A 26,273-nucleotide genomic window follows, 5' to 3' on the forward strand; every position below is an offset into this window, starting at 1 on the left:
GGCGACTTGGTGCCTTGGCCGAGAGGATAGGCAGCGGTCTGCAAAACCGTTTACACGGGTTCGAATCCCGTAGGCACCTCCACTTCCCGCTGAGCCCAATAGGACACACGTCGTTGGAGGCGAGTGATGGAGAGCCAGCACATCTTCAACGGTGACATGACACGCGTCGCGCGCATCCTCGTGAAGGTGAGCGCCCAATATATCGCCCGTGAAGCCAACGTGACCAAGGAAGAGTTGCGCGACTTCGAGAAGGGGCGACACGACTTGTCGTAGAAGAAGCAGGAGCGTGTGCGGGCCGCCCTCGAAGAATTGGGGGCAGAGTTTCTGCCTGACGGACCCAACGGCGGCTACGGCATCCGTCTGAAGTTCGGCCGTTCCAGGATCTACTCACTTGAACGTTGCGAGGGCGAGGGCGGGCCGCGGCTCACAACAGAGTCTGATCGTCGGACCCAGGCCCATGTGCCCTTCTCGGAACCGGATTCAAACCTACCTTTTCACCTGGAAGATCGCACCACGGCCTCACTGCGCATCCTGGTGCCGTTGCGCCTGGGCCGGCTTTGGCCGTCACACCTTGCCTCTGTTCCAGGAATGGAAGCGTGGGCACGCTGAGCTCATCGAATACAGTCGCCCGACGGACCCGATCTGGGCCCTGCGCGACGGGGGCGATCGATGCCGCACTCATCCGCTCTTCTTCACCCAAACGTGCCATTGGTCCGGGTTTGGAGCGGTTACCGCTGTTCACCGAACGCCTGGTTGCATCGGTGACGAGTACCGACTCGCGTGCCCGGCAGGAGTCGGTGACCCTAGCCGATCTCGCTGACGGGCCGGTGGCGGTCTGGGCGACCGCTCCGACGGCCACCGGGGAGCTGTGGAGTACGACTGCTCGCATGCCGCGCACGATCTCGGTGGCGAACACGGACGAGTGGTTAACCCGCATCGCTGTCGGCGACGCCATCGGCATCACTGCAGAGGCGACAACGCACAATCACCGCGCGCCGGAGGTGGTCTATCTGCCCATCGAGGATGCCCCACGGGTGACCGTGGCGCTGACCTGGCCAGGGCAGAGGAGGAGCCACCCGCAGGTAGGGGTCTTCGCCACCTGCGCACAGGACTACTTCACCCGACTCATCGACATCGGCTCCCCACCCCGCCTGCTCTCCACCGGGGCCGATGGTCAGCTGACGTAGCTCCCCACTGCAGCTATGCGACCGACCATCCCCCAGGTAGCCCATCCTCGGGTGCGACGGGACCCCTGAGCTTCATTCCGTGTCGGAGCAACAGATCACACTCGACAATATCGCTCTAGCGCGATATGATCGCCCTATGACGATGATTCAAGAGGAGGGGGCAACCCTCGACGAAGTGGCGACAGTAGCGTACGCCCACCTGTTCCAGGCATTTGCGGAGCCGACGAGGTTAGCGATCGTGCAGCACCTCGCCTCCGGGGAGCACCGGGTCCGGGACCTGGTCGAGCACATGGGCCTGGCCCAGTCCACGGTGAGCAAGCATGTCGGCTTCCTCGTCGAGTGCGGCCTGGCGACGATGCGCCCGGAAGGGCGCTCCACCTGGTACTCGCTGGCACAGTCCGAGCTCCTGCGTACCCTCATCGCCGCTGCCGAACGCCTCCTCGATGCCACCGGCACGCAGACCCTGCTCTGCACGCACCTGCGACTCCCACATACCCACCACGCGACAGATACGGACAAGAAGTAGTCATGGGCGCAGGACACAATCACGGCCCCGCCGCCAGCGAGACCGGTCACCCCGGAGATTTCCGCAAGAAACTCTGGATCGCATTCTCGATCACCGCGACGATCGTCGTCGCCCAGGCCATCGGCTCGATCATCACCGGCAGCCTCGCACTGCTGACCGACACCGCCCATGCCATTACCGATGCCTCCGGGCTGCTGGTCGCACTGATCGCCGCGACGCTGATGCTCAAGCCCGCCAACTCCAAGCGCACCTGGGGGTTCCGGCGTATCGAAGTGATCGCAGCCCTCGGACAGTCGGCACTGCTGCTGGCGGTGGGCACCTACGCCGCCATCGAAGGCATCCGGCGACTGTTCGAGCCGCCGGAGGTGCCCGCAAGCGAACTGCTGATATTCGGCATCATCGGCCTGGTCGCGAACATCATCGCCATCACCATCCTCGCCTCCAGCCGCGGTTCGAACTTCAACATGCGTGCCGCGTTCCTCGAAGTTCTCAATGATGCCCTCGGGTCGCTCGGAGTGATCATCGCGGCGATCGTCATCGCCACGACCGGGTTCATGCAGGCCGATGCCATCGCCGGACTGCTTATCGCCACATTGATCGTGCCTCGCGCGTTCAAGCTCATGCGCGAGACCACCGGCGTCCTTATGGAGTTCACTCCCAAGGGCCTCGACCTCGACAAGGTGCGTTCGCACATCCTCGAACTTGACCATGTCAAAGATGTCCATGACCTGCACGCCTCCACTGTGGCGACCGGCCTGCCGATCCTGACCGCCCACGTCGTCGTCGAGGACGAGTGTTTCACCGACGGTCGTGCCGCGCAGACGCTCCACGAGATCAAAGATTGCGTCGCAGGACACTTCGAGGTCTCCATCCATCACTCGACCTTCCAGATCGAGACCGAGCACATTGCCGAACATGAACCGGAAATCAGCAAGCACGACTGAACGCAGTGCCCCTCCCGGGCTCGTTCCGGGCGGGGGCGCTTCCGCGTCACGCAGGTAGGCACTACCCCTATGGGGTAGTAAGGCCAATTGGCACCACGGGCAGACACGGGAAGGAATCCCATGAAAAACTTCAGGCCATTCCCGAAGTACGGCGGAACGAAAACCGCTGCAATCACCGTCGTGGTCGGTGCTTTCCTGCTCACCGGATGCACGGCCGCCAACGACTCATCCTCAGCCTCCCGGCACTAACGATCAGCTGTCACCAGTTCCTGCTTCACGCCCGCCAGCTGTTTCTCAACTGCTGACCTTTGCCTCGCAGCACGCTTCAGCACAGATTCGCAAGGCTGCACGCGAGAGCATCCCCGACTGATAGCCCGCCGTCGACCACGAGAGGTGACTCCTCTGCACCCGGTGCCTGAGGCGGAAGTCGAGCGGCAGGTGGCACGGCCTCAGAATCGCCTTCCCGGCATGAGCGCACTGTCAGGCGCGCGCCTGGGACATGTCCGCGACGCAGCGGTCAGGGTGGTCGGCTAGATGTACTGACCCTGGGCGTTGATGACTCTCTCGGCGGCCGAGGGGTACATTTCACAGACCCCGCTGAAGGTTTTGCTCCGAGAAGGGTTCACCGCGTGTCGTGTGAAATCTTCGCTGCATCTCTACAACTTCCCGCCGCCGTGTGGCCCATGCACATCGCCTCGCCACTGCTGCTCATCCCCCGAACGGAGCCGCCCCTGATCCAGGCCCAGAGGGGGTCTCTGGGGCGTGGATCAGGGGCGGCTCGCTGGCCTGGATCTGGCGGGCCTACCTCGAGGTTCCCGTGGATCTGTGTGTCGAGATGCAGCGAAGATTGCACAAACGCGCGGGTATGCTGCATACCGGTCTGGGGGCCTGAGATCTTGACACAGTCGGTGTCGTCGGGCCATAGACCACGCCCTGCTCGCCACCCGAGCACTCCACTGGGGATCTTGACGTGCGCGCACCACGGGACTGCCATGGGTTCATGGAGAGCCCGCTGACCCCACACCCAACCGGCACCACGGTGCTGCCCCGTCTTCCCGGCGCGGTCCCGGTGTTGTTGGAGTTCGAGGACGTGCAGCTGGGCGGGTACGCCTGGTGGTGTGACCGGCAGGCGCCAGCAATCCTGTTGCTGCACGGGTGGGGTGAGGATGCTTCGACCATGGCCCCGGTCGCACGCCAGGTGCTCGATCGTGGATGGCACGCGGTGAGCATCTCCCTGCGCGGCTGGCACGGTTCCACCGGCGTCGACGACTACGGGCTCAGCGCCTCCCTTGACATCTCACGAGTCCTGGCCTGGATGCGCTGGCAGCCGGACGTGTCAGGCATCGTGCTGGTGGGGTTTTCCATGGGAGGGCTGATGGCAGCCCTGGCCGCAGCGGATCAGCCTGCCGGGGCCCTCGACGGCGTAGTGCTGGTCAGCGCCCCAGCTGAACTGCGCTCCTTCGCGCGGGACACGGCTTTCGGCGGGGCCCGTCGGTATCTGGAAAAGACCCTGCAGCCACGGCAGTGGCAGGACTCTTCCCCGCTGAATCACGCGGATCGGCTGATCCATCCGCTGCTGGTCGTGGTCGGAACAGAAGACACCATGACACCACCTGATCAGGGGCGCAGACTCGCCTGCGCCGCCCCAGGCAGCGCACGGTTCGAGGTCGCCGGGATGGGTCACCACCCAACGCACGGGGAATGGGCGCAGATCTTGGAAGCGGCAGATACGCAGTTCGACCTAGGGCATGGGCTCGCTACGCGTGACCGGTGAGACGAGCCCGTGCGAGTGGTAGTAACCGAAGCCGTACTGCAGCTTGCGAGATGACACTCTCGTGCACACTTCGGCGCATCTCGGCAACAAACCTCAAGGTCTGATGGTGAGAACAGTGGCTCGTCTCGCTCAGGAAGCGGCCTCGACGCGGATGGCGAGTCGTTCCACGCCTCCGCGGACCATCGCCCCGTAGCCCTCGGCGGGGAGCAGGTGAACTGCTGATTGAGCTTCCTGCACCTGGACGCGCGCCTTGGCCAGCTCGCCAGCGCGGAGGTAGCCGTCTCCGAGGTTCAGGTGCAGACTGACAGCAAATCCGGCCGTGGACGGCACCCCCACAGGGACAAGTGCGTCCTCAGCGACGTCAGCGAATGCCGCCAGTGCTCGCTCGTCCCACGCGATCTCATCGTGGAGATCGTCTTGCTGGTCGGCCAAGTAGTGGGCGATCACGCAACGTTGCGCGGCGTCACGAGGGTCCGAGCGGCCCCAGCATGCTTGCAGGGCCTCTCGCGCTTCGGCACTACGCCCAGCAAGTGCCGCCTGGATGGCTTCGATGATCTCTTCCCACGTCTGCATACCCGGGACACTAGAAGGTGGGCCGAGGGGCCGGCTTGAACGAATCAGACACTGCGACACCTCCAGGGATGAGGGCACGGGAAGGCGGGGCCAATGTGAGCGCGCGGCACTCCCGTGCCAGATGCGCCTGGTCGCTGAACCCACTTTCCGCCGCCAACGAAGCCAGGGTCGCTGTGGCCCCCCTTCCCCGCGCCGCGCTGGTTCGGTGAAGTCGGATGATCCTGCGCAGAGTGGACAGTGGCATGCCGAAGACATCCTGGGACCGACGATGCACCTGACGCGTCGAGAGGCCGAGTCGAGCGGCGACTGCCGACACCGAATCTCCCCTCCGTGCCGCCTCCAGCATCTGGACTGCTGCATTGTCGGCAGAGGTGGCATGTGCGGATGCGTACCCCAAGAGGACTGCTGCCTGTCGAGCAGGTGAGGTGCATGCGGCCAGCGTGAGCTTCAGCTCGGCGGCTTGTGCTGCGTGGCTCTGCAACTCGCTGAGCTCAACTCGCATGTCGCGCCACGGGCCCAGCGAGGTCCCGGCGAACCCGTGTCCGGTCACATAGCTGAAGCGGATCCCGATGACGGTGTCGAGCGCTCGGTCAGGAATCCAGGGACGCGTCGCCGGGCCAAGCCACCACACTGTGGAGTCTGCCCAGACGAGGCCGCATCGGCCGTCGGGGACATTGACATGCCCACCTGGCGCCACGGGCCCGACGGCATAGGCGAGGGCGAGACCGCTTGCTGGACGACGCCACACCTGAGCCATGGCATCAACCTAGGGCACCCAGCCGTCTCCGTTGCTAATCACTCGCCCTGCACACGGAGTAGCGGCAATCCGGAAAGAGCGATCCTGCAGGCGTGGCCTGTGCCATCTTCATCGCATCTCGACAGCCTCGGCGCCTGAAGTGTCGAGATGCAGCGAAGATTGCACAAACGCGCGAATATGATGCATACCCGCATCGGGGCCCTGGAGCTTGACCGGTGGGGTGCTCGTCCTGCGGCATCGGACCGCAGTTCGCGGCGGGGTGAAGGATCACGGGCACCTTGGGGTGTCGGTGGAACCGGCTAGGCTGGCCCGGCCCGAGCCCTCCCACGACTATAAGGCGCCGCCCAGTCATGCTCGATTTCACCGTCCTGCCCGCCTTCATCGGGGTCATCCTCGTCTTCCTGGCACCCCCGGGCCCGGACATGACCTACATGCTCGCCGTCGGGCTCCAGGGCGGTCGCGCGGCCGCGATCCGAGCGATCCTGGGCATCGGCACCGGCATGGCCGCCTACGCCGGCGCCGTCGCCTTCGGCCTCGGCGCCCTGGCCGCGGCCTACCCCGGGGCCCTGGCGTTCGTGAAGCTACTCGGCTGCGCCTACCTACTCTGGCTGGCCATCAGCACCGCCCGTCATGCCCGGACCACCGCAGCCACCCCTGCCGAGGCGCCGTCCCAGCGCTGGTACCTGCGGGGCCTGCTGGTGAGCCTGACTAACCCGAAGCTGATCCTGTTCTTCCTGGCCGTGCTGCCCCGATTCATCGGTGAGGCCTCTAACACCACCGCCCAGCTGCTCATGCTCGGCGCCGTGAACGTCTCCACCGAAGTCCTCCTCTACGGTGCGATCGGCGTGGCCGCCAGCGCCCTGAGCAGTCGCTTCACCGAACGCCCCGGCGCGCAGATGGTCTTCAACTACATCGCCGCGGCGGTCTACCTGGCGCTCGCGCTGGTGATCGGGGTGGACGCGGTGCGCAGCCTCACTGCCTAGAACCGCGCCCAGCTGAAGTCGCCGGTCACTCGGCTCCACGCGAGTCGATGGGCCAGCGACCTTCTGGGTCTGTGCAGGTGAAGCGCCCTGGGTTTCGTTCCGAGGTCAGGACGCAACGGGCACTGGGTCCTGGTCGTGAGTCTAGGCCGCCTCGACCTCCGCCGGCGTGTGGTAGCCCAGGGCCTCGTGGAGGCGGGCGGTGTTCCACCAGTGCACCCACCCCATGGTGGCCATCTCGACCGCCTCGACGGACTCCCACACCCGCTTGGCGTGGATGAGCCCGGCCTTGAAGAGCCCGTTCACGGTCTCGGCCAGGGCGTTGACGTAGAAGTCGCCCACGGTGCCCACCGAGGCGCTCACCCCCGCGGTGATGAGCGCGTCCGAGCAGGCCAGAGAGACGTACTGAGAACCCCTATCGCTGTGGTGCACCAGGCCCTGCCGGCCACGGCTGGCTCCCGTGCTCACGAGGGCGAGCAACGGCGGCCCCGCGGTATGAAGGCTGCCCGAGACCGCCCATCCCACGATGCGCCGGGAGAAGACGTCGGTGATGAACGCGACATAGCAGAACCCGGCCAGGATCCGCACGTAGGTGATGTCAGCGACTCAGAGCCGGTGCGGGCCTTCCGCGGCGAAGCGGCGCTCGACGAGGTCAGGACGAGCATCCGGCTCACCTGCAGGGCGGGTCGTGATCGGCTTGTGGCCGCGCCGAACCCCTTCCATGCCGGCGAGCTTCATCAGTCGGGAGATCTGGTCACGGCCGATCTCCCACCCGGCGCGGCGCATCGCGTGGTGCATCTTCCTGACGCCGTAGACGCTGCAGTTCTCGGCATGGATTCGCTTGACCTCTTCGAGCAGCAGGACGTCTCGCAGGGCCCGCGCGGAGGCCGGTCGTGTCTTCGCGGCGCGGTAGCCGCGGGAGGTGATGAACCCACATTCCGTCGTGCTGAGCAAATGGCAGATGGCCTCGACCCCGAACTGATCACGGTGTTCGTCGATGAACACGATCATCTCGTCGTGGGGCGGTCGAGCTCCGCTGCGAAAAAAGCCGACGCCGCCTTGAGGATCTCGTTGGCCCGGCGGGCCTCGGCCAGCTCGCGTTTGATCCTGCGGATCTCCTCCGCAGGGGTCTGTGAGGCCGATGCCGGGGCTACTTCGGGGCCGTGGCGCTGGCACCACATCCGCAAGGTCTCGTCGCTGACATCGAGCTGCGGGGCTACCGCGCGGATGGAATGGAACGGGGCCCTCCCTGCGTGGCTTGGCGTTCCAGGACCATCCTGATCGCGCGCTCACGCAGCTCGGGGCTGAACTTCTTGGGCATGTTCCGATTCTCCTTCGTTGGGATCGGAACGAAACCCAGGGCGCTTCATCCCACGACCGGTGGCTGCGACGTCGCTGGACCGGTGAGGTCCTGCAGCTGATCACCCCCGGCGGAACCCGCCCTCGGAGTCGATGACCTGCCCCACGATCCATCCACCGGCCTGGGTGACCAGGAACTCGATCAGCCGGGCCGGGTCGTCCGGCTCTCCGAACCGGCCCAGCGGGAACGCCGCCTTGATCTCATCCAGGCGGTCGGGTCGGTCCGTGGTCTCCGGGTCCAGGTATCCCGTGTTCACTGGGCCCGGGTTCACGGCGTTGAGCCGGATGCCGGCATCGATCAGCTCATCGGCCACCGTGGGCACCAGGCCGGCGAGCATCGCCTTCGCACCGGCGTAGGCGACCTCGCCGCGCATCGGCCCCCTGGCCTGACCCGAGGTCAGCCAGATCACCCGCCCGTCCTCACCCTCGAACCGGTTGGCGAAGTGCTGGGTGAGCAGCAGCACGGACTGGGCATCGATGCGCCAGTGCTGCTCGAGGGTCTGCGGGGTCATCTCGGCCAGGGTGCCGTCCCCGCCGGACCGGGCGTGATTGGCCACCAGGATCTCAACGGACGGCCCAGCCCAGTTGATGACGCGGGCGGGCTCATCCGGGTCGGCGAAATCGGCGTCGGTGTGCTCCAGCGTCGCACCGTCCACGAGCTCGGCACGCAGCTCAGCCATCACGGTCTCGACGTCGTCGGCGCCCCAGGGTTGACCGGCGTCGTGCGGGGTGTGGTGGACCAGGCGCAGGCTCGCCCCGGCACGGGCGAGGCGCCGGGCGACGGCGAAGCCGATGCCCTTGCGGCGGCTGACGCCGGTGATCAGGGCTGTCCGTCCCGTCAATGTGGTCATGGCGGGGATACTACCGAGCGAGCCATACGCCGTCACCCCACCTCAACGTGAGGTGTGAGGCCTCTCGTGAGGCCCGTGACTGATCGTCAGCCAGGACCGGCTCGGCTGACGCGGGACGCAGGCGCGCGGAGGGCTCCGGGCAGCGGTCGCTGGGCGAAAGCAGGCGGTCTCGAGGGGTTCCTCGAGTCCGCCTCAGGCAGACCTGCTCGGCCTTGACCGGGCACATCACCCTCCGTGAGCGAGGGCGACGACCCAGCCGGTGCACGACGCCAGCACGACGCCCAGGACAGCGAACGTGATCTGCAGCTGCAGGTGCATGCGCAGTACGGCCATGAACTCGCGGATGAAGGCGCTGGGCACGAAGTAGCGCGCGGTCGGGGCGCCGATCACATCCGCGTCGATCCCGAGGCTCCGGGACAGCAGCGCCGTGCGAGGCACGTGGTAGCCGTTGGTGACCACGAGCAGCTGCCCGTCCCGGTCCGGGCGATGTGCCCTCAGCAGGTCTTGGCTGAACCGCAGGTTCTGCTCGGTGGTGGCCGCCCGGGTCTCCGGCAGCACCGCGCCCGCAGGGATGCCGTGCTCGACCAGGTACTCCCCCATGGCCTCCCCCTCACTGCGTGGCTCGTCCGGACCCTGCCCACCGGAGGGCACGATCACCAACCCCGCCTCAGGCCCGCCCCGTCGTGTCAGGGCGTCGGCGCCACGGTCCAGGCGACTGGCCAGCAACGGCGGCACGCGCCCGTCGATCAGGCCGGAGCCGAGGACGACGATCCCGGCCGGGTCCGGCCGCGGCGCACGGTGCTCATAGAGCCGGGCGAACACGTAGAACACCAGGAACTGCGAACCCAGCACCGTCGCGCCGAGAAAGATCAGCACCGCCGCCCCGACGCCGACGGGGTGGGCGGTCGCTACCAGGACGACGGCGGCCACCGGCGCGATGATCAGGGCCAGGCCGGCCAGCAGGGATAGGGAGTTGCCCAGCGACCGGCCCTCCCGGGTCAGCATGTGCATCCCGTTGCGGATCAGGATCACGGCCAACGCCACCACCGAGAAGGGCAGCAGCAGGGCGCCCAGTGGCAAGACGAGGGCGGCCGGCACGCCGAGGTACGCACTGATCTCCAGCAGCGCCCAGAACCCGAACCACGCCCCCACCAGGGTCAGCGCGGCGATGCGCAGCCGCCGAGGCTCCTCTGCCCACATGCGGCGGGCCGCCCAGATGCAGGCGGTGGCGAGGAGTGCACTGATCATCCGGCCACCGTCCTGCCCGGCCGCAGGGCCAGCAGGGCGCCGGTCATGCGGTGGCCACGGAGCGGCGCAGGGCCGGTGCGGTGACGTCCACTCCGGCGCGCACGAGCAGCACTCCTGCCACCAGGGTGCCGACCACCACGAGCAGGCTCAGGGGGGCGAAGAGCACGCTGGCACTGATCAGCGGAGCCCCGGTGATCATCGCGGCGCCGACACTGACGACCATGACGGTGCCCAGGGCGAGCATCACGCTGGTGCGGCGCATCGCGTGGATACGCTGCACCGGCATGCCCGCGTAGGACAGCCCGCGGTGCAGCTCGGCCCGGTCCACGACCTGGGCCGACTGGTTCAGGGCCACGGAGCAGGCGGCCAGCACGAAGGAGATCAGCACGGTCACCAGCACCCCGGTGCGCAGGTCCTGCATGAGGATCAGCTCCTCCGGCCCGGAGACGGTTGCCTCGCCCTGGGTGGCCAGGCTCAGCCCAGCACCGGCCATCACGCCCACATAGGTGGTCACGGACAGCGCCCCGACCTGCTGCCACGCCTGCCGTGGGGCGTCCAGGACGGTGCGGGCGGCCACGAGCGCCTCTGGTGTGCGGGCCCGGCGCAGCCGGAGCTTCGCACCGAGGCTGAGCACCCAGGGCCCGAGCAGATGCAGGGCCAGCAGCGGCACGGCCAGGGCTACCAGGACCACGGCGATCGCGATGCCCATGTCCGCGGAGCCACGCGCAGCGGCGATCATCAGCTGCCCGCCGACCACCAGGGCCCCGAACACGAGCAGCCGCACCCAGTGGACGGCCTGCGCGCGCTGCCGGGTGCGCACCCCCAGCGGGGTGATCGCGATCCGGCGCAGCCCGGTGAGCGAGGACACGGCGGCGACCAGGGTCAGGCCGGCGAGCACGGCCAGCACACCGGGCACTCCGATCCACTGGGCTGGCACGCCGATCCGTCCGCCGGCGAACGGCAGCAGCCCGATCAGGGGCATCAGCACCGCCCACCCAGCGACGCCGGCCAGCGCCCCGACGGCGGCGAGCACCGTGGCCTCCACCACGGCCAGACCGGTCAGGGTGGCGGTCGAGGCGCCGATCAGGCGCAGGGAGGAGAGCCGCTCGTCCCGGCGGCGGGCCAGCAGCCGGGCGGCGGCCCCGGCCAGGGAGGCCAGCGGGAGCACGAGCAAGGCCAGGGCGATGCTGGAGAGGACCTTGTAGAACGCGCCCATCTCCCCCGGGATGGTCCAGAAGAAGTGCACGCCGCCGGCCACGGCGAGGGTGAGCGCGGAGGCCACGGCGAAGGCGGTCACCGGCAGCACCCAGATGGTGCGCTCCCGGAAGAGACGGCGGACGAACAGGCCGATCACGGACAGGTTCATCAGCGCACCGTCCCCTCGGAGGCCGGCTGCGCCGGCCGCTGGGCGGTGTCGGACTCGATCCGCCCGTCCCGGACCCGGACAAGGCGGGAGCACGCGGCCGCCACGGACGGGTCATGGGTGACCACCACCAGGGTCCGCCCGCGGGAAACGGTGGAGGAGATCAGGCTGGCCAGCACCGCGTCGGAGGTGTCCGAGTCCAGGGCACCGGTGGGCTCGTCCGCGAACACGACGTCGGGCTCCACGGCCTGGGCACGGGCGATCGCCACACGCTGGCGCTGACCGCCGGAGAGCTCCCCCGGACGGCGGTCTCCCATGCCGGCCAGTCCCAGCGACTCGAGCCACCGGGCGGCAGTCTGCTCCGCCGCCTTGCGGTGGGCGCCATTGAGCATCAACGGCATGGCCACGTTCTCCCGCGCGGTCAGCTCGGGCAGCAGCAGGCCCTCCTGGAACACGAAGCCCAGTCGCTCACGGCGCAGCCGCGCCCGATGCTCCTCGTTGAGGCCGGTGAGCTCATGTCGGGTGCCGTCGGCGCCGGCCAGGGTGACCTGCCCGGCGTCGGGGACGATGATCCCGGAGAGCACGTGCAGCAGCGTGGTCTTGCCGGACCCGGAGGGACCCATCACGGCGACGGACTCACCGGGGCGGATGGCCAGGTCCACGCCGGCCAGGGCGCGCGTGGGGCCGTAGGACTTGGTGAGCCCCCGGGCCGTGAGGACGGGCGGGGTGAGGGGTGCGTCGTTCATGCCCTCCACTCTCCGCGGGTCCGCGGCCGACGACGACGGCCCGCGGGATGGACCTGGGCGCCGCGGCCTGCGACCGGGGTCGGATCCGGCCTGGCCCCGGGTGGCCCTCGGGGATGAGTGGGCGGTCCGCGCCGGATCGCGGGACCGTGCGGCTTGCGGGCCCCCGAGCCCGCCCGCAGACTCGCAGCATGGACCACAAGACGATCCTCCACGAGGGTCTGCGCCGCCAGCGGGAGGCCCTGCTAGCCAAGCTCGACGGCCTCCCCGAGCACGAGCTGCGCCGCCCCCGCACGCCCACCGGGACCAACCTGCTGGGCCTGCTCAAGCACGCCGCCGCCGTCGAGCTGGGCTACTTCGGCGAGGTGTTCGGCCGCCCCTCGGACCTGCCCTCCGGCATGAGCGAGGACGACCCGAACGCCGACCTCTACGCCGCAGCGGACGAATCCCCGGAGGACGTGCTGGCGTACGCGCGGGCCTGCTTCGCCCACGCCGACGCGACCATCGGGGCCCTCGACGCCGACGCCGAGGGGCGCGTCCCCTGGTGGCCGCCGGAGAAGGCGACGGTCACCCTGGCCCAGGTCCTCGCGCACGTCGCCCTGGACGAGGCCCGTCACGCCGGCCACGCGGACATCCTGCGCGAGCTGACCGACGGCCAGGCTGGGCTGCGCGGCCCGGGGAACAACCTGCCGGACTGGGACGCGGCGCGCTGGGCGGAGCACGTGCGGAAGCTCGAGGGGATCGCGGCGTCCACCGCCGCTCCGGCGCCGACCGGGGCGGCCTCCCGCCCTTCCCCGCGATTCATGGACCTGGAGCAGCTCCTCGAACTCGAGCACGACGGCTGGGACGCCCTCTGCCGCGGGACCGGCGCCGACTTCTACGGGACACTCATGACCGACGACGCCGTCATGGTCCTCGTCAACGGCGCCGTCCTCGACCGCGACGCCGTCCGCGCGTCGTTGGACGGCGCCCCCGCCTGGGACGCCTACACGATCACCGCGGAGCGGCTGGTCCCGGCCGGCGATGGCGCCGCCACGCTCGTCTACCGCGCGACGGCCCGGCGGGGCGACGCGCCGCCGTTCGAGGCGCTCATGTCCAGCACGTACGCGCTGGTCGACGGCGCCCCGCGCCTGACCGTGTACCAGCAGACGACCGTCACCCACTGACGGCGGTGGCCCCGTGCAGGCAGGCCCCGGCGAGCCGCAGGATGGGCGCATGAGCACGTGGGATCCCGAGGAGCCGGGCGTCCTCTGCCTGCCCGGCGGGCGCCTCGTGCGGGGACGCCGCTGGTCCGCGCCCCTCGGGCAGGAGCCGGAGTGGGGGCTCTACGCGCTCTGGCGGCGGCCCGCGCCACCCTGGCCCCACGCGTGGGTGCGATGGCCGGACTTCGGGCTGCCCCTCGATCCCCGGCAAGCCCGCGACGCCGTCGAGACGGCCTGGGAACTCAGCGCGCACGCGCGCGTCGAAGTCGCCTGCGGCGGCGGCCGCGGCCGCACCGGCACCGTCCTCGCGGCGCTGGCCTGCGGCGACGGGCTGGAACCGGACGCCGCGATCCGGTGGGTCCGGCAGCACTACGACCACCGCGCAGTCGAGACGCCGTGGCAGCGCCGCTGGGTGGAGCGGTGGGGCTGAGGCGCGGGCGGCGTCCTCAGCGTCCGGCGAGCACGACCCCGGCCACGGCGGCGGGGGCGTCGAGGTGCACGTCGTGGCCGGCCCCGTCCACGACGTGCACCCGCAACCCCGGCTGCAGCTCCCGCATCCGCGCGACCTCCTCGTCCTGCAGTAACCCGTGCTCGCCGCGGATGAGGTCCAGGGGACAGCGCAGCGCACCCCATTCCTCCCACCGGGGGCGCGCGTGCACGGGGGACAGCGCCGCCCGCAGGACATCGACGTCGAAGCGCGGCTCCAGACCTGCCGCCGTCGCCTCCAGCCCGGCCGTCCATGCATCGCCGGCCGCGCCGCCCCCGAAGAACGCCACGGCGTCCTCCCCAGACGGGAAGGGTGTCGGCCACGACTCGAACCAGCCGATGGTCCCGTCGGTGGCCGGGGCGCCGTCTCCTCCGACGCCGCCCTCCACGAGGATCAGCCGTCGCACCAGACCGGGGTGCTGCGCCGCCGTGAGCATCGCCGTGTGCGCCCCCCTGGACTGCCCCACCAGCACCAACTCGGGGATCCCCAGCCACTCGGCCACCGCGACGGCGTCCGCGACGTGGGCCTCCCGGCTGAGGTCGGCGGGCCGCCGGGTGCTCGCCCCGTGACCCCGCTAGTCGAACGCCACGACGCGGAAGCGGTGGCGGAGGAGTCGGGCCACGGCTTCCCACTCCCAGGCGTGACCGGCGAGCCCGTGGAGCAGGAGGACCGCGGGTCCCGCTCCGCCGTCGTCCATCACACGCAGGTCGGCACCGTCCCGCGTCTCCGTGAACGTCTGCATGGGGGCATCCTGCCTCACGCGCCGACGAACAATGGCGGCTGTCCGGTTCAGCGAGCATCGCCCCCCCGTGCCACCTCCACCCCGCCTGTGACAGGGTTCACAGCATGATGACCCTGCGATGACGTCGGGCTCACAGCGAGCCACGACCCCGGTCCCCTCCCCGCCGATGCCCCTCGAGCACCGCTCCACCGCGCGCGCCTTGGCACATCCCCCTCTGCCCGGAAAGCAGTCATCGCATGCCTGACATCATCGACCTCCCCCTGCCCGCCTTCGCCGACGACGCCCGCTGGCAGGCCTACTGCCGCCTCGGCCGCGCGTACAACCATGAGCTGCTCGGCACCACCGAGTGGGACGACTCCCCCGAGGACGCCCTCATCCAGGCCGCCGCCGAGACCGACTACACCGTGCACCGCTGCCTCGCCCTCGCGGACGGCGAGCCGGTGGGCTACGGCCGTTCCCTCGTCAACCACGTGGACGAGCCCGCCGCCGACGCCTACGAGGTGGACGCCTGCGTGCGCCGCCGCGTGCTCGTCACGGACCCCGACGACGTCGCCACCCCGCGCCCCGCGTGGGCCTACGTGGCCTCGGACGCCCTGACGGCGGCCGAGCGGATCGCTGTGGTCGGAGACTCGATCGTCTACGGCCGCGACGACCCCGACGGCGGCTGGGCCGGTCGCCTCGCCCGGCACCACGGCCGCGCGGACGGGCGGCGGTTCTGGAACCTCGCCGTCCCCGGGCTGACCCTGCGGGAGCTGGACCGGCACGCCGACGCCGAGACCGCCCTGCGCCGCGCGGACACCGTGGTCGTCGGCGCGGGCATCAACGACCTGCGCGCAGTCGAGGGGCCCGCCCGGCCCGCCGACGTCGTGGCCGCCATGGACGCGCTGTGCACCCGACTCGAGGCGGCCGGGCGACGGCCCGTCGTCCTCATCCCGCTCTGGCTGGACGCCCCCGCCGCGGACGCTGACTTCGGCATGGGCGTGCGGCTCGCCGACGCCGCCGACCTCCGCGAGCGCCTGGTGGCCTGGGGCGCGCAGACGCACCGCGACGTCGTCGACCTGTGGCCCGTGCTCGAGGGCCGCCCGGAGCGCTTCACGGACGGCGTCCATCCCGACGCGGCCGGCCACGCGCTGCTCTGGGAGCGGCTGCGTGCCACCATGGCGCCATGACCGCCACCCCGGACAGCACCGCCCCGCAGGACTCCGCCCCGACCCCCGACGACGCCGCGCCCGTCCTCGGCGAGCAAGGCCGCCCCGAGCCGCCCCAGGCCGGCGACGAGACCGCGACCCTCCGCGGCTTCCTCGACTTCCAGCGCGCCACCTTCGCGTGGCGCACGGACGGGCTGGACGCGGAGGGCCTGCGCCGTCGCCTGGACGGGCACCCCTCGCCGATGACGCTCGGCGGGATGCTCAAGCACCTGGCCTACGTGGAAGCGCACTGGTTCGTCACGGTGGCGCACGGCCAGCCGTGGCCTCACCCGTGGGCGGACGTGGACTGGGACGCCGACCGGGACTGGGACTGGAACTCCGCCGCCGAGGACTCCCCCGAGGACCTCCGCGCGCTGTGGCGCGAGTCCGTGGAGCGCTCGGACGCCATCCTCGAGCGCCTGCTCGGCGACGGCCCCGCCGCCCTGGACGTCACCCACTCCGCCCACGGCGGCCGCGACCACGTGAGCCTGCGCTGGATCCTCACGCACATGGTCGAGGAGTACGCCCGCCACAACGGTCATGCCGACCTGCTGCGCGAGCAGATCGACGGCCAGACCGGCGAGTGAACGCGGTGACCGCCGGTCTCTCCGTCCCCGAGATCCGCGCCGTGACGCCGGGGGACACGGACGCCGTCGTCGCTCTGTGGGAACGCACCCTGCCCGAGTACGGCGACCCCACGCGGCCGCAGCGGGCGCCGCGACCGAGCATCCGCCGCAAGCTGGACTGGGGCGACGGCCTATTCTGGCTCGCTGTGTCGGACGAGGAGGTCGTCGGCACGGTCATGGCCGGCTACGACGGCCACCGCGGCTGGATCTACTCGCTGGCCGTCCACCCTGACCATCGGCGCGGAGGCCTCGGCACCGCCCTCGTGGCCCACGCGGAGCAGGAGCTGGCCCGCCTCGGATGCCCGAAGGTCAACCTCCAGGTGCTGGCGACGAACGCCGACGGCGCCGAGTTCTGGGCGGCCACCGGGTACCAGCCGGACCCCGTGCTCGGCCTCGGGAAGCGCCTCGGGGGATGACGACGCGGGAGCCGCGCAACGGACGCGGGTCAGACGTCGGGGTGGACGAACGCGACCTCGTTCCACGTGCCGAACGCGACAGGGCCGTGGAGCCGACCCACCGATTGAGCAGTTCACCGCGTGTCGTGTGAACTCTCCCCGGCATCTCGACACCCTCCCTCGCCTACCCTGCCACCATGACCATCACCTTCACGCCCGCGGATCCGACCGGAAATGATCGCGCGGCGCTCATCGCCCTGCTCACGCAGAATGCCTGGCCCTTCCACATGCGGCCGCACCCGACCGCGCACGACGTGAAGGACGCCATCGACGCTGGCGCCTGGAACGACGAGGACAACACCACGTTCTGGATCGATCACGCCGAGCACGGCCGCGTCGGCCTGGTCCGCTTGGAGGACCTCACCGATCCCACCCCCCTGTTCGACCTGCGCGTGGCCGAGCGGTTCCGCGGGCGCGGGCTTGGCGCGCAGATCCTCGCCGCGCTCACTCGACATGTGTTCGAGACGATGCCCGAGGTCGACCGCTTCGAAGGTCAGACCCGTGAGGACAACATCCCCATGCTGCGCGCCTTCCGCCGGGCCGGCTGGGTCAAGGAGGCGCACTACCGCCGCGGCTGGCCGGTCGAGGGCGGCGAGCCGCTCGCCTCCGTGGCGTACGCGGTCCTGCGCCAGGACTGGGAGACCGGCACGACCACGCCGGTCCCCGCCGACGTCGATGTCCCGTCTCGGAGGAAGCGCGATGTGGGAGCCGAATCGAACGGCCACATCCCCGACTGGCCGATGCGCACCGAGCGCCTCACGCTGCGCCCGCACCGGGAGGACGACCTCGGCTGGCTCCAGGAGATGTATGCCCAGCCCGAGGTGGTGCGTCACCTGCTGGACGAGCCGTGGGACGAGCCGACCGCCCGGCAGAAGCTGGTCAGACGAATCGAGTGGAACGACCTCGCCGGCCCGTCCGGGGCGGTGTCGCTCGTCGTCGAGCACGCCGGTGTCCCCGTGGGGGAAGTGATGCTGTGGCTGACGAACCGCGAGCGGGGCGTCGCGGAGATCGGCTGGGCCCTGGATCCGCGGCACGCAGGCCAGGGTTTCGCGAGGGAGGCCGCGGCGGCGATGCTGGCTCTTGGCTTCGAGGTCCATGGCCTGCATCGGGTGGTGGCGCAGATGGACGCCCGCAACACCGCGTCCGCCCGGCTGGCAGAAGCCGTCGGCCTGCGTCGGGAGGCCCACCACCGGCAGGACTGGTGGAGCAAGGGCGAGTGGACGGACACGCTGGTCTACGCGACGCTCTCGAGCGACCGGGACTGAGGAGCCGCAAGGCGCTCATTCGCCTCCCTTCAGTGTCGAGGTGCATATTCGGTCGTTTGTGGCAGACCTGATCCTCGCCACAACCCTCGCCAACACGTCGTGGTGGTGGCTCACCCATACCCGGGTAGACAAGCTCATAGTGGCTCGGGGATGGATGCACAGTGACCACGTCAGCGGCTGGGGACGATCGGCCCCGCCTCAGTCGTCCTCACCGTGCAGATAAACGCGCAACACGCTCACGAATCGCTTGTGGATCTCTAGGACGTCCCGGCCACGCCCATCAACGCCCGATTCCCATGCCTCGAGAACATCCACGAGCTCCGCAGCGGCGTCGTTCACAGGACGCGGGGCGAACAGCCGCAGCTCCCACGCGATCCGCGCCAACTCAGCGGTTTCACCCCATTCCTCGTTGTCACCGGGCACAGCGGCATACTCGTGGACGTAGTCGAGCAGGTACTGCTCAACACGGTCGGCCTCACGCAGGAACTCAGCACCAACCCTGGCCACATGTTCCTTCCTCTCGGCTTGTCGAGCGCGATCATCCGCCAGCTTGCCCGTCAGGAACGTCGCCCCTCCCGCGATCAAAGCGCCCAGCACCACGCCTCCGAGTCCAATCCACGCGTCCATGAGGCTAAGTGTGGAGGAGCCCTCCCGCCCCGCGGCCTCCTACCCCCAGCGACGCCAGGGCGGAACCCGGTCAAACGTCCTTTCCACCCCGGACAGCACCAGTGTCGAGATGCGGCGAGGATTTCACAAACGCGCAAATATGTTTCATACGCCCGAGAGATCCTTGATAATTGACCGGTAGGCGAAATGGGTACATAATGCCCCGGCTTTGGGCGAGCGTCAGTCCCGATCAACATTTCTAACCCTGAGGTCGCTCGAGGCACTCTTCGATGATTCGCGCCCCCTCGGGGAATGCCCCCGGGTTCGGGCCTGCATAGTTGAGCCGCATGTAGGGGCCGACAGGTTCTGCGGGAAACCAATCGTCGCCGGCAGCGACTGCCACGCCTCGCTGCTCACAGGTCAGGGAGATCTGATGGGGGTCCGTGTGATCGGGGAGGCGGAGCCAGAGGTTGAGGCCACCACGGGGCGCCGCATCCAGATGTGCAGACGGGATATGCTCCCGCACCGCACTGACCAGCAGGTCACGCCGAGAGGCGAGTTGTCTCCGCACGGACCGCAGGTGCGAGCGCCATGATGGCTGGAGGACCACGTCGAGGGCAGCGGCCTGCAGTACTCCACTCACGTACATCGACTGGGCTTGAAAGTCCGCCAGGATTCGATCTCTCGCCGGTCCGCGTGCAACGAGGCCGGCCACTCTGATGGCGGGGGACACGCTCTTGGTCAGCGACCGCAGATACACGACGTGCCCGTCCTCGTCGCGTGCCGCAAGGGGGACTACGTCCTCGTCGATGCCGAAATCATGGGCCCAGTCGTCCTCGATCAGGAATACGCCGTGCCTCTTCACGACATCCAGCACAGCCTCGCTCAGCTCAGGGGACCAATGCGCGCCGGTGGGGTTGGCGAAATGCGGCTGTGCGTAGAACGCTCGAGCTCCCGTCTGCGTCAATGCGCGATCGAGGTCCTCGGGGTCAGGCCCATGAGAGCCGCTGGGGACCGGGACGAGACGGACACCAACCTCCGCGGCAGCTAAGATCGCCCCCCAATAACTGGGCGACTCGATGACTAGTGATTCTCCAGCACCGACCAATGCACGGAAGGCCGTGACAAGACCGCTCTGACTCCCGGGGAAGATCACCGCGTCGCCGGCCGCGGGAGCCGCGACGCCGGGAGGGGTGAGCTGCCCCAGCTCGGATGCGAACCACGCCTGCAGGTCTGGAAGACCGGCGACAGGAGGCCGTGTCACCGCGCTGGTCCCGCGCGCTGACCGCGTCAGCGCGGCCCGCACGAGGCGTTCAGGGAGGAGGTCTCGATCGGGGTAGCCCGAATGCAGCGTAATCATGTCGTTCGCCGTGGCCCGCAGCGCGGCCGTCGGGCGCGGCAGGCTGCGCTGTGGCGATCCCAGTGCGGCCGTCTGCCATCCGTAGTCCTGCGGGCGAGCCACGGGCGCGGTGCAGACGAAGGTCCCGACACCCGGTCGGGACTCGATCAGCCCTTGCCCCATGAGCATCCTCAGAGCCTTCTGGACAGTCACCGGGCTCGCCTCATGGTGGGCAACCAGTTCCCGCGTGGAAGGAAGACGAGTTCCGGCTGGGGCAGAGGCCACCCACTCGCGAAGGGCCTGAGCGATCCGATCACTGCTACTGTGAGACATGAAGATAGATGATAGCGCTACTCCACTTCTCGCTGGCCCGCTACCGACCTCGATTGGCGGGCTGTGGTGGGGCCTTCTGGGCGTCACTGCATTCTCTTTCACTGTTCCACTCACTCGAGTCGCCGTCGCGCAAGGCCACATGTCACCGCTGTTCATCGGAGCCGGCCGCTCTGTCGTGGCGGCACTACTTGCAGCCCTGGCCCTAAGCCTGACCCGGCAAGCACTTCCCCGCGGGCGGCAGTGGGTCCAGGTCGCCGTCGTCGCAGGCGGGGCCGTGGTCGGATTCCCCCTGCTCACCTCGTATGCACTCACCGTCGTTCCCGCCAATCATGGTGCGGTGGTCATCGCACTGCTCCCTGCAGCGACCGCCGTGTTGGCAGTTCTCCGCACCAAGGAGCGGCCGGGTCGGTCGTTCTGGGGTGCCGCGTCTTTTGGGGCTGTTGCCGCGGTCGTGTTCGCCGCGCTGCAGGGGGGCGGATTGTCCGGTGTCCACTGGTCCGACCTCTTGCTGTTCGCGGCCGTCATCGTGTGCGCGATCGGATACGCCGAAGGCGGCGTCCTCTCGCGCGAGCTCGGGTCGTGGCAGACGATCTCCTGGGCCCTCGTCCTCTCGTTCCCCGTCATGTCCGTTCTCACCGGTCTCGCGGTCTCACAGCACCCTCCGTCGGGCACGCTGATCGAGTGGGGCGCCTTCGCCTATCTGTCCGTAGTTAGCATGTTCCTCGGGTTCTTCGCCTGGTACCGCGGATTGGCCATCGGTCCGATCTCACGTGTCAGCCAGGTGCAGCTCGCTCAGCCCGTGATGAGCATCTGCTGGGCGGGACTGCTGCTCCGTGAGCACATCACGTGGCTCACACTTCTCGGTGGTCTCGTGGTCATCGGGTGCGCATTGCTCGCCGTGCGCGCGAAGAACCGGACCAACGAACAGGCCAGTCCTGAGGACGGCTCATGTTGACCACAAAGGCGCGGCGAGCATGGCCTAAGGGCACGCGGGAATGTGGGTGTCACATGCGGCCCTCGATGCAGCTCGACAGACAAGACGGCGTCATAGCGGTCTGAAGCTGGCCGAAGCCTCGAGCGGTTGGCCACAACCCTCTTCCGAACCGCCGCTTGATGGCTCCATGGCCGACTGGAGTGGCAAGGAACCGGGCGTAGCGCCACTTCCCCCTAGCTGCGCTCACGGGGGATCCGGGTGACACTGCCGGCGATCAAGAGATACTTTTCGCAGACCCCTCTCAATGCCTTGTTCTGCGAAGAGTTCACCGCGTGCCCTGTGAACTCTTCACTGGATCTCGACAACCAGGCTGCTTCGACCTTCCGCCGGCAACTGACACGCCCAAGCTCACCCGCCTCACGTGATCCACCTCACCTCTAGGGGATACTCCCGTGGTGAGCTCACCCCTGACCGACGACACGACCGCGCCCGAGAACGCGGCGCCCGCGAAGAGGCTCGGGCGCGCCCGCTGGCTCGTCGCCTCCAACGCGCTCGACGCTGGCGGCCGCTCGGCCACCGACGTGGCCATCGACGTGCTCGCCGTCCTCGTCCTCGGGGTCGGCGCAGCCCAGATGGGCGTACTCATGACCCTCTCGGGGCTGGGCTTCCTGCTCCTCGCGGTCCCTATCGGCATCCTCGTGGACCGACACCTCGGCCCCCGCCTACTCGTGGCGACCGACCTGGCCAAAGCGGCCCTGCTGGGCACCCTCGTGCTCGCCTGGGCCTTGGACGCGCTCACCTTCGCCCACCTCGCCGCGGTCATGGCCCTGCTCGGGGTGCTCACGGTCCTGGCCGAGACCACCCAGGCCACCCTGGTGCCCCGCGTGGTCGCCCCGGACACGGTCAGCCGACTGGCCGCCAGGCTCGAGTCCGCCGACGCGGCCCTGGGCCTGATCGTCCCGGCCGCAGCCGGCCTGCTCGTCGCCGCTCTCGGGGCCGGGCCGGTGTTGGGGATCGCGGCCGCCTTCCTGGCCGCCGCCGCGCTCGTCGCATTGAAAGTGCGCATGAACCCCGCCCCCGTCACTGAAGACACGCGGGACGAGGAGACTCCCGCCGCCGCTGTAGTCCTCACCCGCTGGTCACGGTTCTGGAGCGAGGCCGCCCACGGGTGGACCACCCTGCGACGCACCCCCGTGCTGTGGCTGCTCACCCTGAACTCCATGGCCGGCAACATCGGCATGGCCCTGTTCGCCCCCATCGAGGCCGTGTGGGTGCTCACCGACCTGCAGCTCGGTCCCGAGTTCGTCGGCTTCCAGCTCACCGCCGGAGCCCTCGGCGCCCTGACCGTATCCGCTCTCGCCCCCCGTGCCATCGACACCCTGGGCGAGAAGGGATGCATCCTGGCCGGCGCCGCCGGCTGCGCCGCCGCCGTCGCACTACACCTGGCCGCGTTCTTCGACCGCGCCCACGCCGGACCCCTGCTGCTGGCCGGCGCCGCCCTGTGGGGGTTCATGGTCGTGCTGGGCAACATCACCAGCGGCGCGATCTTCGCCCGCTCCTGCCCCGAGGGCACCCTGGGCAGGGTCACCGCGATGCGTCGCACCCTCACCCGCGGCTCCGTGCCCCTTGCCACGCTGGCCGGCGGCGCGCTCGGCGCGGCCTTCGGCCCGGGATGGGTACTGGCCGGGTGGCAGGCGATGGCCCTGCTCTCCCTCGCCTTCGCCATCGCCATCGCCCGTCTCGCGCGCCGCCCCCAGTAACCCACCCACGGGCACAATCGGTCGTTTGTGGGAGACCTGATCCTCGCCACAACCCTCGCCAACACGTCGTGGTGGTTGGCCACCCATACCCGACTGGACGCTGACCAGATGTTGCCGCGCGTCGCTCCAGCTTCCTCACTCGTACCAGGTGGCCTCGGGATACTTCTCCAGCAGCCGGGCAGGCTCATCCCCCGCCGGCGGCCTGCCCGGCGAGCTTGGTTCGTACACACCGAACTGCAACGCATCCATCAGCACCGCCTCGAGATCGCCACGGCATTCGGTCAGACGCTGGCGCAGGCCCGTGCGGTGAGCGATCACCCGCTCCGGGTCCGCCGGGGAAGGCCCCCCCTGCCAGGCCACCACCGTGAGCACCTCCCCGGTCACGTCGGCGTCAAGCAACCGCGCATAGACATCACGGCTGAAGTGACGCCGCTCCAGACGCCGAAGGATGCTGAGCACAGCCTCCGTGGAAGGCATCTGGCCCGACGCAGAAGGCCCGCGCTTGCTCACCCCTCCACCGGCGGGCTGGCCCCGCGTCCCCGCGCGGGGCCCTCCGAGCCGACATCACGGACGGGCAAGCAACGGGCCCATCCGTCGTCGCCGGATACGCGTTGCCAACATTGGCGGGGCTCCTCCGACTCACGGACCGTGTCGGTGAGCCACACGGTGGTGTCCGGGTTCCACCCGGCGAGCACCGTGGCCATGTCCGCGTCCACGGGCAGAGCGCGCGTGGCCGCGCCGAGATAGCCCAAGGTGGTCAGGTGCACCGCGTCCCACTCGGAAGCGACCTGCTCCCAGTCCGGGATGACCCACCGCCCGGACCGGCCGGTCACCCGGTACCAGTCGTGCCGACGCGAGGCACTGACCTCCAGCGGGAACCGCCGACACAGCCGGACCCAGTCACCGGGGCCACGGACCTCATACGTCCGACCCGCTCCCCGCACCGGGATCACCGTGGCCGCCTCCGCGCCGATGTCGTCCTCGACGAGGTCCAACCCAGCCGGGATCTGCCCGACGCTGACGACGGCCCCCTGCGGGATGGACCACCAGGTCCCGGAGAAGTTCGCCGTCGGATCAGCAGGATGCTCAGTGGCAGCCCGGACTTCCTGCCGCCGTTCTTCCCGAGCCCAGGCCGCCAGGACCCCTTGAGCATCCCGGGACACCGGGGCCGGATCCTCGAACGCCCGCCAGTCGATCACCCACTGCGCCGCTGCGCGCGGACTCCCCCAGTGCCGGGCCACTGCCGATCCCAGCACGCCCTCGGCCACCGGTTCCAGGGCGGCCTGGACGGCCGGATGCCCGGCGAGCACATCCTCGCCGTCGGGCTCCTGCCAGTACCGGGCCGACATGACCGTACCGACCAGGGCCGCCTGGACCACCTCCTCCGTCAGGCCCGAGAGGTCGAGGTCGGCCATCGCTTGCGCCACCTGCTCGATGGACACGGCAGGACGCGCGCCCGCCTCCAGGGCACCGCCGCCCGGGGACCACACGACCAGGGAGGTGCCCCGGCCCGGATCCAGCTCATAGCCCAGCCAGAACACCAGCTCGGCAACCCGGAGGCTGAGCATCCTCGTCGCCTCCAGACACAGACGCCGCCCACGCGGGCCGGCCAGCAGGTCCTGCACGCTCGCCTTCATCGGCCCATCCTCCCCCGGCCCTCAGGCTTCGTCGAGGGCCAGATCCGCGGTGCCAGGCCCATCCCCCACCATGCTGGCCCCGAAACGGAGTCTCCACGTCTCTGCCCGGATCGGTCGCTGCTGCATGCTCCCACCGGGCCCTTTCCCCATGGCCTCTCCCACTCTTCTACTGTGGAGACATGAGAAAATCACAGCGAACCTACTGGGGCCTCACCTTGCTGACCATGGCGCTATGGCTCGCCGGGAGCCTTGTTCTCTCCAACTCGCAGGTGGAATGGCGCGCCCTGGTGGGCTGGGGTCTTTTCGTCCTCGGGATCGTGCCGCTCATCTTTCGGACTGCGATCACCAAGCGTCGCCGCGAGTCGGACAGTCGTGAAGCTCCCCTGTGACCTCCCCGCGGTGACCCCCCGATCCGCAGAGACCGACTCACCCCCTCGCTGAACGCCCATATCGGTCGTTTGTGGCGAGGGGTCCCGTCGTGCGCCGTGCGCGCCACCTCCGGCCCTGTCCGCCCGCCACATGACTCGCCACAACCAACCCGCCAGAGCCGCAGCCGCCCGTACGTTTCTGGCGAGCCCTGGGGCGCGCGGGAGCACCCCTCTGGACACCCAGTTTTCACGCCGACCGGATCCCGCCCGATATGCGAAGAGTTCGCCGCGCGTCGTGTGGAATCTGGGCTGCATCTCGACACCGGCAGTCCACCCCTGAAGCAGTTCACGGCATGCTGACGACATGGAATCCGTCATCCGGCCCGCAGACCCAGCCGACATCCCCACCATGGTCACCCTCCGCGGCCACCTCTTCCACGACCTCGCTGCCTCGGGAAGCGCCACCCACCCCGAAGCCGTCCGCGACACGACCTGGCAGCAAACCTGCGCTGAGATCATCCAGCAGCAGCTGGCTCACCCCGACCACCACTACTCCGTCGCAACCACCCCCGACGGGGCCGTTCTCGGATGGGGACACGCGATCCTCATCCACCAGCTGCCCGGCCCGGGATTCCCCACCGGCCTCATGGGCCAGATCAACAGCGTCATCACCGCCTCGGAGCATCGCGGCCACGGCGTCGGGGCTGCCGTCACCTCCAGCCTGCTCCGGTGGCTGACCGACCAGGGCGCTGAAGTCGTGGACCTGTTGGCATCCGGGTCGGCTCTAGGCCTGTACCGCCGGCTGGGGTTCACAGAGCCGCACTCCACAGCATTGCGCTACGTCCCCTAGCTGTACTGACCGGAGACATCAGTGGCCACGGCGACTCTTCGCATGGGTGACCCGAGGCCTCATTCTGTGAAGAGTTCACCGCGTGTCCCATGAAATCTTCACTGCATCTCGACAGCACCTGAACGGCACTCCTGCGGTGCCGTCTCCGGCGCACTTCCCGCCCCCGTTGTCGAGATG

At 69.4% G+C, this 26,273-nt stretch carries 27 protein-coding genes, 1 tRNA gene, 2 pseudogenes and 1 other annotated feature; of the genes and pseudogenes, 17 read left to right on the forward strand and 13 right to left on the reverse strand.

The window, feature by feature from the left end; all coding sequences use genetic code 11:
• Positions 1–8 precede the first annotated feature (8 nt).
• From AC3RKA_RS11720 to AC3RKA_RS11745, 6 genes are all read left to right on the forward strand, one after another.
• Positions 9–82 (forward strand) — tRNA-Cys (locus AC3RKA_RS11720).
• A gap of 44 nt (positions 83–126) precedes the next feature.
• Positions 127–273, forward strand: a complete 147-nt coding sequence (locus AC3RKA_RS11725) for a hypothetical protein (RefSeq protein ID WP_157554209.1) — start codon at positions 127–129, stop codon at positions 271–273.
• Positions 274–596: 323 nt separating this feature from the next.
• Positions 597–1,187, forward strand: a complete 591-nt coding sequence (locus tag AC3RKA_RS11730; RefSeq protein ID WP_197459321.1) for a LysR substrate-binding domain-containing protein — start codon at positions 597–599, stop codon at positions 1,185–1,187.
• Between the two features lie 136 nt (positions 1,188–1,323).
• Positions 1,324–1,713 (forward strand): ArsR/SmtB family transcription factor, encoded by a 390-nt coding sequence (locus AC3RKA_RS11735; RefSeq protein WP_061867931.1) that lies wholly within the window; start codon positions 1,324–1,326, stop codon positions 1,711–1,713.
• 2 nt (positions 1,714–1,715) lie between these two features.
• Positions 1,716–2,657 carry a cation diffusion facilitator family transporter gene (locus tag AC3RKA_RS11740; RefSeq protein ID WP_061873195.1) on the forward strand — a complete coding sequence of 314 codons (942 nt, stop codon included), beginning with the start codon at positions 1,716–1,718 and terminating at the stop codon, positions 2,655–2,657.
• A gap of 1,000 nt (positions 2,658–3,657) precedes the next feature.
• Positions 3,658–4,431, forward strand: coding sequence for an alpha/beta hydrolase family protein (locus tag AC3RKA_RS11745; protein ID WP_489727612.1), 774 nt, complete (start codon positions 3,658–3,660; stop codon positions 4,429–4,431).
• Positions 4,432–4,560: 129 nt separating this feature from the next.
• Here AC3RKA_RS11745 and AC3RKA_RS11750 read toward each other — a convergent pair whose 3' ends face one another.
• Positions 4,561–5,004, reverse strand: a complete 444-nt coding sequence (locus AC3RKA_RS11750; RefSeq protein WP_250162154.1) for a hypothetical protein — start codon at positions 5,002–5,004, stop codon at positions 4,561–4,563.
• Positions 5,005–5,014: 10 nt separating this feature from the next.
• A complete protein-coding gene (locus AC3RKA_RS11755; protein WP_081304916.1) occupies positions 5,015–5,761 on the reverse strand; it encodes an AraC family transcriptional regulator in 747 nt (248 codons plus the stop codon).
• Between the two features lie 350 nt (positions 5,762–6,111).
• Between AC3RKA_RS11755 and AC3RKA_RS11760 the strand changes: the two genes are divergently transcribed.
• The gene (locus tag AC3RKA_RS11760) at positions 6,112–6,744 is read left to right on the forward strand and encodes a LysE family translocator (protein ID WP_065572599.1); all 633 of its coding nucleotides are present in this window, start codon (positions 6,112–6,114) and stop codon (positions 6,742–6,744) included.
• Positions 6,745–6,885: 141 nt separating this feature from the next.
• Here AC3RKA_RS11760 and AC3RKA_RS11765 read toward each other — a convergent pair.
• The 5 genes and pseudogenes from AC3RKA_RS11765 to AC3RKA_RS11785 form a co-directional block, all read right to left on the reverse strand.
• Positions 6,886–8,062: pseudogene (locus AC3RKA_RS11765) on the reverse strand (IS3 family transposase).
• Positions 7,658–7,791 (reverse strand) — a sequence feature (AL1L pseudoknot). It overlaps the preceding pseudogene by 134 nt.
• 100 nt (positions 8,063–8,162) lie before the next feature.
• On the reverse strand, positions 8,163–8,951 hold the full coding sequence (locus tag AC3RKA_RS11770; protein WP_065572596.1) for an SDR family oxidoreductase: 789 nt from the start codon (positions 8,949–8,951) through the stop codon (positions 8,163–8,165).
• Between the two features lie 225 nt (positions 8,952–9,176).
• Entirely contained in the window at positions 9,177–10,199 is a 1,023-nt protein-coding gene (locus AC3RKA_RS11775) for a YdcF family protein (protein ID WP_135019348.1), read from the reverse strand.
• Positions 10,200–10,242: 43 nt separating this feature from the next.
• Positions 10,243–11,565, reverse strand: coding sequence for a hypothetical protein (locus AC3RKA_RS11780; RefSeq protein WP_065572594.1), 1,323 nt, complete (start codon positions 11,563–11,565; stop codon positions 10,243–10,245).
• Positions 11,565–12,308, reverse strand: a complete 744-nt coding sequence (locus AC3RKA_RS11785) for an ABC transporter ATP-binding protein (protein ID WP_065572593.1) — start codon at positions 12,306–12,308, stop codon at positions 11,565–11,567. The genes AC3RKA_RS11780 and AC3RKA_RS11785 overlap by 1 nt, the downstream gene beginning before the upstream one ends.
• Before the next feature lie 188 nt (positions 12,309–12,496).
• Between AC3RKA_RS11785 and AC3RKA_RS11790 the strand changes: the two genes are divergently transcribed.
• Both AC3RKA_RS11790 and AC3RKA_RS11795 read left to right on the forward strand, forming a co-directional pair.
• The gene (locus tag AC3RKA_RS11790) at positions 12,497–13,471 is read left to right on the forward strand and encodes a mycothiol transferase (protein WP_210241381.1); all 975 of its coding nucleotides are present in this window, start codon (positions 12,497–12,499) and stop codon (positions 13,469–13,471) included.
• A 49-nt stretch (positions 13,472–13,520) separates the two neighbouring features.
• Complete coding sequence (locus tag AC3RKA_RS11795) at positions 13,521–13,937, forward strand: protein-tyrosine phosphatase family protein (RefSeq protein WP_065572592.1); 417 nt, start codon at positions 13,521–13,523, stop codon at positions 13,935–13,937.
• Positions 13,938–13,953: 16 nt separating this feature from the next.
• Here the strand turns inward: AC3RKA_RS11795 and AC3RKA_RS11800 are convergent.
• Both AC3RKA_RS11800 and AC3RKA_RS11805 read right to left on the reverse strand, forming a co-directional pair.
• Positions 13,954–14,556 (reverse strand): annotated as a pseudogene (locus AC3RKA_RS11800) (alpha/beta fold hydrolase); the annotation flags it as partial.
• A 12-nt stretch (positions 14,557–14,568) separates the two neighbouring features.
• Positions 14,569–14,736 (reverse strand): alpha/beta fold hydrolase, encoded by a 168-nt coding sequence (locus tag AC3RKA_RS11805; RefSeq protein WP_167755865.1) that lies wholly within the window; start codon positions 14,734–14,736, stop codon positions 14,569–14,571.
• A 236-nt stretch (positions 14,737–14,972) separates the two neighbouring features.
• On the opposite strand from AC3RKA_RS11805, the gene AC3RKA_RS11810 reads away from it, so the two are divergent.
• The 4 genes from AC3RKA_RS11810 to AC3RKA_RS11825 all read left to right on the forward strand — a co-directional run bounded on the left by AC3RKA_RS11810 (position 14,973) and on the right by AC3RKA_RS11825 (position 18,269).
• Entirely contained in the window at positions 14,973–15,905 is a 933-nt protein-coding gene (locus AC3RKA_RS11810; RefSeq protein WP_065572591.1) for an SGNH/GDSL hydrolase family protein, read from the forward strand.
• Positions 15,902–16,510 (forward strand): DinB family protein, encoded by a 609-nt coding sequence (locus tag AC3RKA_RS11815; protein ID WP_065572590.1) that lies wholly within the window; start codon positions 15,902–15,904, stop codon positions 16,508–16,510. Before AC3RKA_RS11810 ends, AC3RKA_RS11815 begins: the two co-directional genes overlap by 4 nt.
• A gap of 5 nt (positions 16,511–16,515) precedes the next feature.
• Positions 16,516–16,965 carry a GNAT family acetyltransferase gene (locus tag AC3RKA_RS11820; protein WP_065572598.1) on the forward strand — a complete coding sequence of 150 codons (450 nt, stop codon included), beginning with the start codon at positions 16,516–16,518 and terminating at the stop codon, positions 16,963–16,965.
• A 176-nt stretch (positions 16,966–17,141) separates the two neighbouring features.
• Entirely contained in the window at positions 17,142–18,269 is a 1,128-nt protein-coding gene (locus tag AC3RKA_RS11825) for a GNAT family N-acetyltransferase (protein ID WP_135019346.1), read from the forward strand.
• 198 nt (positions 18,270–18,467) lie between these two features.
• On the opposite strand, the gene AC3RKA_RS11830 is transcribed toward AC3RKA_RS11825, so the two are convergent.
• Complete coding sequence (locus AC3RKA_RS11830) at positions 18,468–18,896, reverse strand: hypothetical protein (RefSeq protein WP_065572588.1); 429 nt, start codon at positions 18,894–18,896, stop codon at positions 18,468–18,470.
• A 238-nt stretch (positions 18,897–19,134) separates the two neighbouring features.
• Positions 19,135–20,547, reverse strand: a complete 1,413-nt coding sequence (locus AC3RKA_RS11835; RefSeq protein WP_065572587.1) for an aminotransferase-like domain-containing protein — start codon at positions 20,545–20,547, stop codon at positions 19,135–19,137.
• On the opposite strand from AC3RKA_RS11835, the gene AC3RKA_RS11840 reads away from it, so the two are divergent.
• Both AC3RKA_RS11840 and AC3RKA_RS11845 read left to right on the forward strand, forming a co-directional pair.
• Entirely contained in the window at positions 20,546–21,502 is a 957-nt protein-coding gene (locus tag AC3RKA_RS11840; protein ID WP_065572586.1) for a DMT family transporter, read from the forward strand. The two genes, AC3RKA_RS11835 and AC3RKA_RS11840, sit on opposite strands and share 2 nt — an antisense overlap.
• A 434-nt stretch (positions 21,503–21,936) precedes the next feature.
• On the forward strand, positions 21,937–23,241 hold the full coding sequence (locus tag AC3RKA_RS11845; RefSeq protein ID WP_245231950.1) for an MFS transporter: 1,305 nt from the start codon (positions 21,937–21,939) through the stop codon (positions 23,239–23,241).
• A 135-nt stretch (positions 23,242–23,376) separates the two neighbouring features.
• Here AC3RKA_RS11845 and AC3RKA_RS11850 read toward each other — a convergent pair whose 3' ends face one another.
• Positions 23,377–23,700: a hypothetical protein gene (locus tag AC3RKA_RS11850; protein ID WP_135019345.1), complete on the reverse strand. Its 324-nt coding sequence runs from the start codon at positions 23,698–23,700 to the stop codon at positions 23,377–23,379.
• A gap of 47 nt (positions 23,701–23,747) precedes the next feature.
• Entirely contained in the window at positions 23,748–24,878 is a 1,131-nt protein-coding gene (locus tag AC3RKA_RS11855; protein ID WP_250162150.1) for a hypothetical protein, read from the reverse strand.
• A 179-nt stretch (positions 24,879–25,057) separates the two neighbouring features.
• Here AC3RKA_RS11855 and AC3RKA_RS11860 point away from each other — a divergent pair, with 179 nt between their 5' ends.
• Together AC3RKA_RS11860 and AC3RKA_RS11865 are read left to right on the forward strand one after the other, a co-directional pair.
• Positions 25,058–25,267 (forward strand): hypothetical protein, encoded by a 210-nt coding sequence (locus tag AC3RKA_RS11860; protein WP_250162149.1) that lies wholly within the window; start codon positions 25,058–25,060, stop codon positions 25,265–25,267.
• Between the two features lie 343 nt (positions 25,268–25,610).
• Positions 25,611–26,096, forward strand: a complete 486-nt coding sequence (locus AC3RKA_RS11865; protein ID WP_250162148.1) for a GNAT family N-acetyltransferase — start codon at positions 25,611–25,613, stop codon at positions 26,094–26,096.
• Positions 26,097–26,273: the final 177 nt, after the last annotated feature.

The sequence above is a fragment of the Micrococcus sp. iso_229 genome, from assembly GCF_058072725.1.

Excerpts from the sequence above, each read along its gene's own strand:
- AC3RKA_RS11725 (WP_157554209.1), top strand. The coding sequence starts at position 127 with ATGGAGAGCCAGCACATCTTCAACGGTGACATGACACGCGTCGCGCGC.
- AC3RKA_RS11735 (WP_061867931.1), top strand. The coding sequence starts at position 1,324 with ATGACGATGATTCAAGAGGAGGGGGCAACCCTCGACGAAGTGGCGACA.
- AC3RKA_RS11740 (WP_061873195.1), top strand. The coding sequence starts at position 1,716 with ATGGGCGCAGGACACAATCACGGCCCCGCCGCCAGCGAGACCGGTCAC.
- AC3RKA_RS11745 (WP_489727612.1), top strand. The coding sequence starts at position 3,658 with ATGGAGAGCCCGCTGACCCCACACCCAACCGGCACCACGGTGCTGCCC.
- AC3RKA_RS11750 (WP_250162154.1), bottom strand. The coding sequence starts at position 5,004 with ATGCAGACGTGGGAAGAGATCATCGAAGCCATCCAGGCGGCACTTGCT.
- AC3RKA_RS11755 (WP_081304916.1), bottom strand. The coding sequence starts at position 5,761 with ATGGCTCAGGTGTGGCGTCGTCCAGCAAGCGGTCTCGCCCTCGCCTAT.
- AC3RKA_RS11760 (WP_065572599.1), top strand. The coding sequence starts at position 6,112 with ATGCTCGATTTCACCGTCCTGCCCGCCTTCATCGGGGTCATCCTCGTC.
- AC3RKA_RS11770 (WP_065572596.1), bottom strand. The coding sequence starts at position 8,951 with ATGACCACATTGACGGGACGGACAGCCCTGATCACCGGCGTCAGCCGC.
- AC3RKA_RS11775 (WP_135019348.1), bottom strand. The coding sequence starts at position 10,199 with ATGATCAGTGCACTCCTCGCCACCGCCTGCATCTGGGCGGCCCGCCGC.
- AC3RKA_RS11780 (WP_065572594.1), bottom strand. The coding sequence starts at position 11,565 with ATGAACCTGTCCGTGATCGGCCTGTTCGTCCGCCGTCTCTTCCGGGAG.
- AC3RKA_RS11785 (WP_065572593.1), bottom strand. The coding sequence starts at position 12,308 with ATGAACGACGCACCCCTCACCCCGCCCGTCCTCACGGCCCGGGGGCTC.
- AC3RKA_RS11790 (WP_210241381.1), top strand. The coding sequence starts at position 12,497 with ATGGACCACAAGACGATCCTCCACGAGGGTCTGCGCCGCCAGCGGGAG.
- AC3RKA_RS11795 (WP_065572592.1), top strand. The coding sequence starts at position 13,521 with ATGAGCACGTGGGATCCCGAGGAGCCGGGCGTCCTCTGCCTGCCCGGC.
- AC3RKA_RS11805 (WP_167755865.1), bottom strand. The coding sequence starts at position 14,736 with ATGCAGACGTTCACGGAGACGCGGGACGGTGCCGACCTGCGTGTGATG.
- AC3RKA_RS11810 (WP_065572591.1), top strand. The coding sequence starts at position 14,973 with ATGCCTGACATCATCGACCTCCCCCTGCCCGCCTTCGCCGACGACGCC.
- AC3RKA_RS11815 (WP_065572590.1), top strand. The coding sequence starts at position 15,902 with ATGACCGCCACCCCGGACAGCACCGCCCCGCAGGACTCCGCCCCGACC.
- AC3RKA_RS11825 (WP_135019346.1), top strand. The coding sequence starts at position 17,142 with ATGACCATCACCTTCACGCCCGCGGATCCGACCGGAAATGATCGCGCG.
- AC3RKA_RS11830 (WP_065572588.1), bottom strand. The coding sequence starts at position 18,896 with ATGGACGCGTGGATTGGACTCGGAGGCGTGGTGCTGGGCGCTTTGATC.
- AC3RKA_RS11840 (WP_065572586.1), top strand. The coding sequence starts at position 20,546 with ATGAAGATAGATGATAGCGCTACTCCACTTCTCGCTGGCCCGCTACCG.
- AC3RKA_RS11835 (WP_065572587.1), bottom strand. The coding sequence starts at position 20,547 with ATGTCTCACAGTAGCAGTGATCGGATCGCTCAGGCCCTTCGCGAGTGG.
- AC3RKA_RS11855 (WP_250162150.1), bottom strand. The coding sequence starts at position 24,878 with ATGAAGGCGAGCGTGCAGGACCTGCTGGCCGGCCCGCGTGGGCGGCGT.
- AC3RKA_RS11860 (WP_250162149.1), top strand. The coding sequence starts at position 25,058 with ATGAGAAAATCACAGCGAACCTACTGGGGCCTCACCTTGCTGACCATG.
- AC3RKA_RS11865 (WP_250162148.1), top strand. The coding sequence starts at position 25,611 with ATGGAATCCGTCATCCGGCCCGCAGACCCAGCCGACATCCCCACCATG.